Annotated in this window: 7 protein-coding genes; all 7 read left to right on the top strand. The window is 66.8% G+C overall.

Annotated elements, in window-relative coordinates; all coding sequences use genetic code 11:
• Nucleotides 1-132: 132 nt before the first annotated feature.
• Nucleotides 133-1,722, top strand: coding sequence for a calcineurin-like phosphoesterase C-terminal domain-containing protein (locus AC5P66_RS14280; RefSeq protein WP_263467995.1), 1,590 nt, complete (start codon nucleotides 133-135; stop codon nucleotides 1,720-1,722).
• A 33-nt stretch (nucleotides 1,723-1,755) separates the two neighbouring features.
• Nucleotides 1,756-2,040, top strand: coding sequence for a hypothetical protein (locus AC5P66_RS14275; RefSeq protein ID WP_065199045.1), 285 nt, complete (start codon nucleotides 1,756-1,758; stop codon nucleotides 2,038-2,040).
• Between the two features lie 84 nt (nucleotides 2,041-2,124).
• On the top strand, nucleotides 2,125-3,147 hold the full coding sequence (locus AC5P66_RS14270) for a glucokinase family protein (RefSeq protein WP_049413782.1): 1,023 nt from the start codon (nucleotides 2,125-2,127) through the stop codon (nucleotides 3,145-3,147).
• Nucleotides 3,148-3,198: 51 nt separating this feature from the next.
• Nucleotides 3,199-4,197 (top strand): glycosylasparaginase, encoded by a 999-nt coding sequence (locus tag AC5P66_RS14265; protein ID WP_049438333.1) that lies wholly within the window; start codon nucleotides 3,199-3,201, stop codon nucleotides 4,195-4,197.
• On the top strand, nucleotides 4,194-4,931 hold the full coding sequence (locus tag AC5P66_RS14260; protein ID WP_111190883.1) for a copper homeostasis protein CutC: 738 nt from the start codon (nucleotides 4,194-4,196) through the stop codon (nucleotides 4,929-4,931). The genes AC5P66_RS14265 and AC5P66_RS14260 overlap by 4 nt, the downstream gene beginning before the upstream one ends.
• A gap of 164 nt (nucleotides 4,932-5,095) precedes the next feature.
• A complete protein-coding gene (locus AC5P66_RS14255; RefSeq protein ID WP_448141005.1) occupies nucleotides 5,096-5,725 on the top strand; it encodes a hypothetical protein in 630 nt (209 codons plus the stop codon).
• 297 nt (nucleotides 5,726-6,022) lie between these two features.
• A complete protein-coding gene (locus AC5P66_RS14250) occupies nucleotides 6,023-8,980 on the top strand; it encodes a TonB-dependent receptor plug domain-containing protein (RefSeq protein WP_495216444.1) in 2,958 nt (985 codons plus the stop codon).
• The last annotated feature ends 145 nt before the right edge of the window (nucleotides 8,981-9,125 follow it).

Below are 9,125 nucleotides of genomic sequence, written 5' to 3'. Positions count from 1 at the left end.
GCCGCTGGCCGGCAACATCATCATCTTCGGGCATCGAGGGGGTGCCGGCCAGCGGCCGGCATGCCCGCCGGCAATGCAGCCGAGCGTAACTGGGCTCTACAATACCGCGTCTCTTTCTGCTGGATGTCTCCCATGAAACTGCCTGCCGCCTGGCTGTGCTGCCTGTTGCTGACCTCGCCGGCCTGGGCTGCGGACACCGTGGTCACCGGCAAGGTCTATCTGGAGCGTGACGGCAAGCCGGGCCGCGGTGCGACCGATCCGGGCCTGGCCGGGGTGCAGGTCTCCAACGGCGAGGTCATCGTCAAGACCGCCGCCGACGGCAGCTACAGCCTGCCGGTGCGCGATGGCCAGACCGTGTTCGTGATCAAGCCCGATGCGTATTCGTTCCCGAAGGCGGCAGACGGCCTGCCTTCGTTCTGGCGCCACTTCCGCCCGAACGGCTCGCCGGCGCTGAAGTACGGCGGCATCGCCGCCACCAGCGATGTCACCCGCAACTGGGATTTCGCGCTGCAGTCGGATCGCCATGACAGCCGTCGCGGCTTCCAGATGCTGGTCTTCACCGACTCCCAGACCGCCAGCCTGAAGGACATCGGCTACTACCAGCAGTCGATCGTGGCGCCACTGGTCGGCCAGACCAGGGCGCGCATGGGCACCACCCTGGGTGACATCGTCAGCGACGATCTGACCCTGTATCCGGCAATCAACAGGGTCACCACGTCGCTGGGCGTGCCGTGGTTCCATGTGCCGGGCAATCACGACCTCGATTTCGATGCAGCCAGCGACGAGCATTCGCTGGACAGCTGGCGCAACTTCTACGGGCCGGACACCTACGCGGTGGAAGAGGGCGGTGCCAGTTTCGTGTTCCTCGACGACGTGGTGTACGACCCCAACGCAAGGCCGAAGTATGTCGGTGGCCTGCGCGAAGACCAGTTCGCCTTCCTTGCCGGCTACCTGAAGGGCCTGCACAAGGACCGTCTGCTGGTGCTGGGCATGCACATCCCGCTGTTCGACGCCGCGCCGGGGCGCGAGACCTTCCGTCATGCTGACCGCCAGCGCCTGTTCGACCTGCTGAAGGACTTCCGCAACGTGCTGGTGCTCAGCGGCCACAGCCACACCCAGCAGCACGTCTACCACGGCAAGGCCGAGGGCTGGAACGGTGACAAGCCGCTGCACGAATACAACGTCGGTGCCAACTGCGGTGCGTTCTGGTCGGGGGTGAAGAATGCCGCTGGTGTGCCGGACAGCACCATGAGCGACGGCACGCCGAAGGGCTATGCACTGCTCGACGTGGCCGGCAACGGCAGCTATCGCCTGCAGTACCGCGTGGCCGGCAAGCCGGCCAGCGAGCAGATCGGCCTGCATGCCCCCAAGGTGCTGCGCCAGGGGGCCTACCCGGCGTGGGGCATCTATGCCAACGTCTATATGGGTGAGGATGCCAGCATGGTCGAGTACCGCGTCGATGGTGGCGCCTGGCAGCCGATGAAGCAGGTCAGCCAGCCCGATCCGCGCCTGATGGTGGAGAACGTGGCCGACGACCTGGCCGACACCCTGCGCGGCTACGACCGCTCACCGGAGGCCACCGCATCGCCGCACCTCTGGCGCGGTGCGCTGCCGACCGACCTGGCGGTGGGCAGCCACAAGGTTGAGGTACGCTCCACCCAGCCCGATGGCGCGGTGTTCACCGCGACCACCCGCTACAGCCTGCAGGCCGCCCAGCCCTGATCCCGCACCACCGTTCCAGCGAAAGGACCCCGCATGGATATCCGTTTCATGGCCGGCACCACGCCGGTCACTCTCAGCCGCCACTGGTTCACCGGCGCGATGCTGCTGCAGAGCGCCTCCGAGAAGGTCTGGGTGCAGCACCCGCTGCATCCGGGCACCCACTTCTCGTTCTCGCTGGTACAGTCGTGGCTGCGCCACATCGCCGGCCATGAGGTGCTGGTCGAGCGCACCCGGCCGCTGTTGTTCGCCGGCTTCCGCCCGCAGCGCCTGCGCGTGCTGGTGGATGGCGTGCAGGTAGCCGAACAGGAAGGCATGTAGGCCAACCTGAACCGCCGGCGCGCTAGGCAAAGCCGCCCCGATGCCTGAGAATCGGGGCGATTCAATCGATCCAAGCAGGCCAGCGTGACCATCGCAGCAGCGTCCCCGGTTTCCACCGACTCCGCCCGCGGCGGTCTTCCGCGCAGTCTCGTTGTCGCCGATGTCGGCGGCACTTTCGCCCGTTTGGCGCTGGCTGAAACGCAGCCCGGCCAGGCACCCCTGCTGGGCAGCCATCGCACCTATGCCTGCGCCGAGCATCCGAGCCTGGCCGCGATCCTGGCCGATTTCACCGCTGGCCTCGGCCAGCCGGTGCAGACCGCGGTGGTCGCCATCGCCGGCCTGCTCGATGGCGACGTGCTGATCAATTCCAATCTGCCGTGGACGGTCTCGCTGTCGACCACCCGAGCGCAGTCCGGGCTGCATGAGCTGCAGCTGATCAATGATTTTGAGGCGGTGGCGTTGGCCATTCCCTACCTGCAGCCGGATACGCTGGTGCCGTTGAACGGCGATGCCGACCCGGCGCAGGCGTTCCCGGCGCTGGTGCTGGGTGCGGGTACCGGCCTCGGCGCCGCGCTGCGCTTTGCCGATGGCGAGCGCCCGGTGCTGGCCAGTGAAATCGGCCATGCCGCGCTCGGCGCCGGCAATGCGCTGGAGCTGCAGGTGCTGGGCAAGCTGCTGCAGCGCTGGTCGCATGTGGACAATGAGCGCGTGCTGTCCGGCAGTGGCCTGATGAACCTGTATCCGTGCCTGTGCGAACTGCGTGGCGTCACTCCAGTGTGGAGCAGTACCGAAGCACTGATCGGTGCCGCGCGCAGCGGTGAGGATGCGCTGGCCGTGGAAACGCTGCAGGTGTTCTGTGCCTGGCTGGGCAGCCTGGCCGGCGACGCAGCGATCGCGGTGGGTGCGCGTTCGGTTTACCTGGCCGGGGGCATTTCCGCGCATGTGCAGGATTTCCTGGCCGATGGTCGCTTCCGTGAGCGCTTCCTCAACAAGGGCGTGCTGACCGAGGTGCTGCGCCAGGTGCCGGTATGGCGCGTAGAGCATGGCCAGCTGGGCGTGCTCGGCGCGGCGGTCTGGCATGCCGCGCGGCAGCCCACGCACGACTGATCGCCGCGACCGGCATCGGGCCGGCCGCGCATTGCAGACTGGGAGGGGAAGATGGTGGATCGCAGGCAGTTCCTGCAGGCCGGCGCACTGGCCGCCGGCATGGCGGCTTTGCCGGGCGTGCAGGCGCGCACGCAGGGTGGGGCCAGGGTGGTTTCGACCTGGGACTTCGGCGTGCCGGCCAACCAGGCCGCGTGGAAGGTGCTGGCGCAGGGTGGCAGCGCACTGGATGCAGTTGAAGCCGGTGCACGCTGGGCCGAGAGCGAGCTGTGCAACCCCACCGTCGGCCATTGCGGCAACCCGGATCGCGACGGCGTGCTGAGCCTGGATGCGAGCATCATGGATGGCGATGGCCGTTGTGGCGCAGTGGCCGCGCTGGTCGACATCCTGCATCCGGTGTCGGTGGCCCGCAAAGTGATGGAAAACAGCCCGCACGTGCTGCTGGTGGGCGAGGGCGCGCAGCAGTTCGCGGTGCAGCAGGGTTTCGAGCGCAGGCACCTGCTGACGCCGCAGGCCGAAGCGGCCTGGCGCGAGTGGCTGAAGACCGAGAAATACCAGCCGCAGATCAATGCCGAGCGCCGTGCTATTCCTGGCAACAGCGACAACCACGACACCATCGGCATGCTGGCGCTGGATGCCCGCGGTAACCTGGCCGGCGCCTGCACCACCAGCGGCATGGCCTGGAAACTGCACGGCCGGGTCGGCGACAGCCCGATCATCGGTGCCGGCCTGTACGTCGACAACGAAGTGGGTGCGGCCACCGCCTCGGGCGTAGGTGAGGAGATGATCCGCAACGCCGCCTCGTTCCTGGTGGTCGAGCTGATGCGCCAGGGGCGCTCGCCGGCGCAGGCCTGCCGCGAGGCAATCGACCGTGTGGTGCGCAAGCGGCCGGAGGCGAGCAGGACATTGCAGGTGTGCTTCCTGGCGATGAACAAGCAGGGCGAGGTGGGCGCCTACGCGTTGCATCGCGGCTTCGTCTATGCGGTATGCGATGCGCAGCGCCAGGATGACCTGCGTGACTCGCCGTCGATCTACACGAGCACCCAGGCGTGAGCACGCGGCTCACTCTGGAAATCGCCAGCAACTCGCTGGCCTCGGCGCTGGCCGCGCAGGCCGGCGGCGCCGACCGCATCGAGCTGTTCGACAACCTGGCCGAAGGTGGCACCACGCCGTCGTTCGCCAGCATCGCGATCGCACGCGAGCGCCTGTCGATTCCGCTGTTCGTACTGGTGCGCCCGCGCCCGGGCGACTTCCACTACGACGCAGTGGAAACCGAACTGATGCTGCGTGACATCGCGCAGTGCCGCGCGCTGGGCTGCGATGGCGTGGTGATCGGTGCGCTGGATGTGCAGGGCGACATCGACCTCGCGTTGTGCCGTGAACTGGTGCAGGCCGCCGGGCCGCTGCAGGTGACCTTCCATCGCGCGTTCGATGCGGCCCGCGATCTGCCTGCGGCACTGGAACAGGTGATCGGACTGGGTTGCCAGCGCGTGCTGACCTCGGGCGGCCAGGCCAGCGCCGAGGCCGGCGCCGAAGTACTGGCGGGCCTGGTGACCCAGGCGAAGGGACGCATCAGTGTGATGGCCGGCGCGGGGCTGGGCCCGGCCAATATCGCCGCCGTTGCGCGACGGACCGGCTGCACCGAACTGCACGCCTCGGCCAAGGGCCTGCGGCGCTCGGCCATGCAGTTCCAGAACCCGGCTTTGCGCGGCCTGGACCCGGACTGGAGCCAGACCGCCACCGCCACCGTGGCCGCGCTGCGGCAGGCGCTGGACGGCGCAAGGTAGCCCGCTTCTTCTGTAGAGCCGAGCCCACGCTCGGCTGCTCTTTGGACCCGGGGTCGGATCCCTTCGCAGAATGGCTCCGACCCTGGGCCTGCCCATCGTTGCGGCCGAAGAAGTGACGCTTACAGCACGTACGAACGGCTAGGGCGGCGGGCCAAGTCGTTGAAATGGATACGCTGGTGCGCCGTCGCATGGCGGCGCAGTCGGTGATTGCCGATAGTGGTTCATACCGTCGTTCGCCAACGAATTCCCGCATGTTTCGACTGTTCCTGCTGCTTGTCTGCGCGGTGCCAGCCACTGCAATCGGCGCACGTGAAGGGCATGCACCGGAGTGGGTGCGGGAGGTGGCTGCCGACAAGGACCTGCAGGTTGACCCCGAAATGGTTGGGGTGAGGCTTGAGCCGACCGCGCGGGGCGCGTTCCTCGACACGCGTGCACATCGAATCGGGGCGAGGCGTTTGCGCGCGCTGTATCAGGTATTCGATTCCAACGCGGATAACCCGATGGGCCTTTGCGGCGCTGGGCGCGAGATCCATCTGTTCGTCTACGAATTGACCCTACCGAAGCCCATTGAGCGCGGCAGGGTGTTGATCAGCAGCTGCCTTGAAGCCCTGTCTCCGGCGAGCCAGAACTCCGGGCGATCCAACAGTGAATCCGACTTTTCCTCGGTCATCTGGCAGGGGGACGGGTTCACCATCGAGTGGTCGGGTATCGGACCCGGAGGCGATACGTCGAGCCACTACGCGCTCCGAAATGACCGCTTCGTCCCGACTCGATCGGGTGAGGGGAATCGCTGAGGGCGGACAAAACCGTTCCGCGCGCGGTTGTCGTGATCGTGTCACTACTTCGTGCGCCGTTCTCTCAGCGATGTGTCGCAACTCTTTGATTGTTATGGATACCGGCGGCCGTTAGCGGCATACCGCCGGCTGTTGCTGCGCCGCCGCATGCCGGGCGTGGTTCAGCTGTGCTTTAGTTTGGATCGATCCACAGGGGAGGTGCCCAGATCGGTCGTGAACCGATCCAGGCGCCTGGATCCGTCGTAGTGCCGCGCCACCGTCCGCCCGTGCGTCCACATCTTCGAAGAGCAACCACCCATGGCTCAGATCGTCCACAAGCGTCGCCACCTGCTGTCCCAGGCCCTGATCCTGGCCCTGCTTCCCCTGGCTGCCAATGCGCAGCAAGCCTCAAGCTCGTCTACCAAGGACCTCGACGCGGTCACCGTTACCGGTTCGCGCATCAAGCGCGCCGCGGTCGAAGGCCCGGCCCCGGTCAACGTGATCACCGCGCAGCAGATCCAGAAAGAGGGCTTCGTCAGCGTGTATGACGCGCTGAAGACGCTCACCGAAGCGACCGGTACCGTCGAAGCCGCCTCGCAGTGGGGTTCGCACACGCCCAACGCCAGCGGGCTGAACCTGCGCGGGATGGGGCCGAACCGCTCGCTGCTGCTGGTCAATGGCCGCCGCGTGGCCGATTACCCGCTGCCATACGGCGGTGAAACCAACTTCTCCAACTACGGCAACATTCCGGCCGCGGCGGTGGAGCGGATCGAAGTGCTGACCGGTGGCGCCTCGGCCATCTACGGCTCGGATGCGATCGCCGGCGTGGTCAACGTCATCCTCAAAACCGACTACGACGGTGACGAAGTGCGCGTGCGCGGGGGCACCTCCACCGAAGGGGGACGCGATACCTGGGACCTGTCCTGGGCCGGCGGCAGGACAGGGGACAACTGGAGCGTGACCTATGCGTTGCAGTACACCAAGCGCGATCCGTTGTTCGGCCGCGATCGCCCGCAGATGGACGATGCCGATGATGCACCGTATGCGTCCTGGAACATGGAGCAGCGCAAGGTCGGCTTCCGTCCCACGGCCGGGCTGGCGCTGATCGATCCGACGACGGGCCAGCGCCTGGCGCCGCCCACCGGTACCTGCGAGAAGTTCGACGGTGAGTACTACACGGCCGATCGACTGGTATACAACTACGCCGCCAACCGCATCACCAACACCGGCCGCCTGTGCGGCATGAGCGCCGACTACGCCAACTGGCTGCTGACCGGTGGCGCCGAGAACGTGTCCGGCAACCTCTATGCCACCTTCGATTTCAGCAGCGACCTGCAGGCCTGGACCAACCTGGCGGTGTACCGCTCCGAAGCAATCTGGGGCACCAACCCGCCCAGCGTCTCGCTGATCGACGACGACAACGGCTATTACTGGGATGCCAATCGCAACCGCCCGATCCTGGGCGTGCGCCAGTTCACTCCGAACGAAGTCGGTGGCCTGGACACCCTGCGCAACACCAACCGTGAGCTGTCCTGGGACTGGAGCGCGGGCCTGCGTGGCCGCCTTGCCGATCGCTTCGACTGGAGCGCCACGGTGGGCCGTTCCTACTATCGCGTGGAAGAACGGCAGAACGTGGTGGACGAGCAGAAGTCGTATGACTACTTCCTCGGCCCGCGCCTGGGCACCACCGCCGATGGCGAGGCGATCTACGCGTTGAACGAATCGCGCTGGTGGAACCCGCTGACGCCTGACCAGTACTGGCAGATGGGCACAGTGGCCAGGAACCGCGCGTCATCGTGGGTCAACCAGGCCTCGGCGGACATCACCGGCGAGCTGTTCCAGGGCTGGGCCGGCCCGATCTCGTTCGCCGCCGTGGCCGAAGTCGCGCAGCAGGGCTATCACCTCAGCCCGGACCCGCGCGCCGGCGTCGACTTCGATCTGCAGAACGTCGATCGCGGTGGCGGCGAGCGCACCCGTTACTCGGCCGGCGTCGAGTTCAAGATCCCGCTGCTGGAGAGCGTGACGGCCACCGCCGCCGCCCGCTACGACCGCTATGGCAACTACAAGGCCGATGACAGCAGTGAAGCGCTGGATATCGGCAGCCAGAAGGAGACCACCTGGAACGTCGGCCTGGAATGGCGCCCGGTGGAATCGCTGCTGGTGCGTGGCTCGTACGCCACCAGCTTCCACGCGCCGGACATGCACTACCTGCTGGGCCAGCCGAGCAGTTCCGAAGTGCAGACCTATGACCGCCTGCGCTGCATCCAGAGCGGTGCCTACCTGGTCAACAACTGTGGCGTGGGCAACACCGATGTCTGGTACACCTTCGACGTGAACCGTCGTGGCACGCCGCTGCTGCGCTCGGAGACCGGCGATTCGTGGACGGTCGGCTTCGTCTGGGACGTGATGCCCAACCTGTCGGTCAGCGCCGACTACTGGGCGATCAAGCTGGAGGACATGATCGTCGACGTCGGCGCCGACGAGGTGCTGGCCAGCGAGGCCGGCTGCCTGACCGGCAAGAACATCGATGGCACGCCGTGGGCCAATCCGGCCGGTGGCGATTATTGCGCCGGCATCCTGGCCCGCGTGAACCGTGACAGCAACGGCCGCCTGGTATCGATCGAGCGCGGCCCGTTCAACCTGGCCAGCCGGGAAGTGCGCGGCATCGACCTGACTGCTCGCTATCGCCTGGAAACCGCGCAGTGGGGCAGCTTCCAGCTGGGCCTGAACTACACCAACCAGATCTCGACCAAGGAGCAGCGCTACGCCAACGACCCGAATCCGGAACGCCGCGATCGTGACCTGCGCAGCAAGCTGCGCGCGAGCCTGGCCTGGCAGCGCGGCAACTGGAACGCCAACGTCTATGCCGACCGCGTGGGCTCGGTGCCGGGCGTGCGCTATCACTGGGGCACCGATCGCCTGGACAATCCCGGCGGCTGCCTGCCGTTCGCCGATGGCTACGTGCCCAGTGACAGTCCCGCGCTGAACTGCCTGGAACCGGCGCGGCTGCCGGATGGTTCGGTGAATCCGAACCCCAACGCGGGCCAGCAGACCTCGCGCTACTTCGGCCGGGTTGGGCCGTTCATCACCTGGAACGTCAACGTGGGCTACCAGGTGACCGAGCACGCCAAGGTCAATGTCTACGTCAACAACGTGTTCAACTCGGCCAGCTGGAACCACAAGGACCCGTACAAGCTGGATTATGACTTCGCCCCGACCCGGTTGCTGAGCGCGGTCGGCCGCGAGTTCGCGTTGGAGTATGTGTTCACCTTCTGAGGAGACCGACCTCCGCCGCTGGATCCACGCCATGCGTGGATGCGGAAGCGGACCACCGGGGCGGCGCCCCCTTCAGGCATGCGGACAGGCTGGATTTGACCTTCCCACGATGGCAAGGTTTAGCCTGTCCGCATCCAGAAGGAAA

Source organism: Stenotrophomonas sp. YJH_SMC_122, from assembly GCF_059369535.1.
The sequence above is the reverse complement of the archived record's forward strand: the minus strand, read 5'-3'. Positions and strand labels throughout refer to the sequence as shown.

What these genes read in the sequence shown, in the direction of transcription:
- AC5P66_RS14250 (WP_495216444.1), top strand. Translation starts at nt 6,023, where the DNA reads ATGGCTCAGATCGTCCACAAGCGTCGCCACCTGCTGTCCCAGGCCCTG.
- AC5P66_RS14275 (WP_065199045.1), top strand. Translation starts at nt 1,756, where the DNA reads ATGGATATCCGTTTCATGGCCGGCACCACGCCGGTCACTCTCAGCCGC.
- AC5P66_RS14280 (WP_263467995.1), top strand. Translation starts at nt 133, where the DNA reads ATGAAACTGCCTGCCGCCTGGCTGTGCTGCCTGTTGCTGACCTCGCCG.
- AC5P66_RS14255 (WP_448141005.1), top strand. Translation starts at nt 5,096, where the DNA reads ATGGATACGCTGGTGCGCCGTCGCATGGCGGCGCAGTCGGTGATTGCC.
- AC5P66_RS14265 (WP_049438333.1), top strand. Translation starts at nt 3,199, where the DNA reads ATGGTGGATCGCAGGCAGTTCCTGCAGGCCGGCGCACTGGCCGCCGGC.